A 1578-nucleotide genomic window follows, 5' to 3' on the forward strand; every position below is an offset into this window, starting at 1 on the left:
CTGGGCGATTTCGGGCGGCCCGGCGACGGCGACCGGGACGCCGTGCGGCGCGACGGTGGCCTGCGCGCCGAAGGTAAGGAACCCGAGCACCACCGCCACCAGGGCGCCGGCCACGGCGGCGACCAGGGCGAGCGCCCCGGCGGGGCGCCGGACAGGACCGGTCATGACAACCTCCAAGTATTCGTCGCTTGTTGAATTCAACGCTAAGGCCACACCGCCCGTGAAGTCAACACGTGTTGAATAGTGACGCCGGTAACCTCGAACCCGTGACGAAGAAGCGGCTGGTGCTCTGGGACATCGACCACACCCTCGTGGACTTCACCGAACTGGGCTCGGCCTGGTACGCGACGGCGTTCACCGCCGCGACCGGGGCCACCCTGCGCGTCAACCCGGTGTTCGGGGGCCGCACGGAGCTCGCCACGACGACCGACCTGCTCACCGCGAACGGCTTCGAGGCCGCGCAGGAGACGATCGAAGCGCTGTTCAAGGCCCTCGTAGCGGAATCCGAACGCGCGGCCCACCGCTTCCCGGCAGAGGCCCGCGTGCTGCCGGGCGCGGCCGAGGCGCTGACCGCGTTCGCCGGGCACGACGGCGTCGTCCAGACGCTGGTCACCGGCAACCTGCCGGAGATCTCGCGGCACAAGCTCGCCGCGTTCGGCCTCCAGGAGCACCTCGACCTGGAGATCGGCGGCTACGGCACGCTTTCGGTGCACCGCCCCGACCTGGTGCCGCACGCCGTGGGGCTGGCCGCGGCCAAGCACGGCACCGAGTTCGAGGCCGGCGAGGTCGTCGTCATCGGTGACACCCCGAACGACGTTAAGGCCGCGCTCGACAACGGCGCGGTCTCCGTCGCCGTCGCGACCGGCCACTTCTCCGCCGAAGAACTGGCCGCCGCGGGCGCGCACACCGTCCTGCCGGACCTCGCCGACACCGACGCCGTCCGCGAGGCCGTGTTCGGCTGATCTCCTCCTGAAGAGGGGGGAACCCTCAGCCGAAAGAACGATTTCCCCTAGGGGAAATCTCGTTCCCTTGCCCGATGTCCCCGGACGACGCGGCTCGCCAGACTCTTCCCATGACTCAAACAGGGGCGGCGGGCAAGCTCGCCGGAGGGGGACGCGTCCGGAGCACGGTCGCGGTGCTCAGAGAGCGGCTGCCGTTCACCAGCACGGTCACGGCGGCCATGCTGGTGCTCGCCGTCGCGTCCGGCGCGCTGTGGAGCGCGGCCGAAGACCGCGCGGCCTACCCGTTCATCGCCTACGGACTGCCGTCGCTGGAGGCCGGCCGGTGGTGGACCATGTTCACCGGGCCGTTCTTCGCCGTCATCCCGTGGTACTACCTGCCGATGGTCGGCAGCTTCGCGCTCTTCGCCGGCTTCGCCGAGTGGCAGCTGGGAACGCGGCGCGCGATGGCCGTGACCATCGGCGGCCAGCTCGCGTCCGTCCTCGTCGCCACGCAGTTCCTCGCGCTGTGCCGCAACTCCGGCTGGCTGTGGGCCGAGCGGGTCGCGGGCAGCCTCGACGTCGGGTTCTCCGGCGGCGCGCTCGCCGCGGTCGCGGTCGCCAGCGCGACGCTGCGGCC

Annotated in this window: 1 protein-coding gene and 1 pseudogene; both read left to right on the plus strand. The window is 71.4% G+C overall.

What is annotated here, in order from left to right:
- Positions 1–266: 266 nt before the first annotated feature.
- On the plus strand, positions 267–962 hold the full coding sequence (locus G3I65_RS27685) for a haloacid dehalogenase-like hydrolase (protein WP_160698719.1): 696 nt from the start codon (positions 267–269) through the stop codon (positions 960–962).
- 110 nt (positions 963–1072) lie between these two features.
- Positions 1073–1578: pseudogene (locus tag G3I65_RS27690) on the plus strand (hypothetical protein); the annotation flags it as partial.

It is taken from the genome of Amycolatopsis sp. SID8362, from assembly GCF_010550475.1.
Lineage (GTDB): Bacteria > Actinomycetota > Actinomycetes > Mycobacteriales > Pseudonocardiaceae > Amycolatopsis > Amycolatopsis eburnea.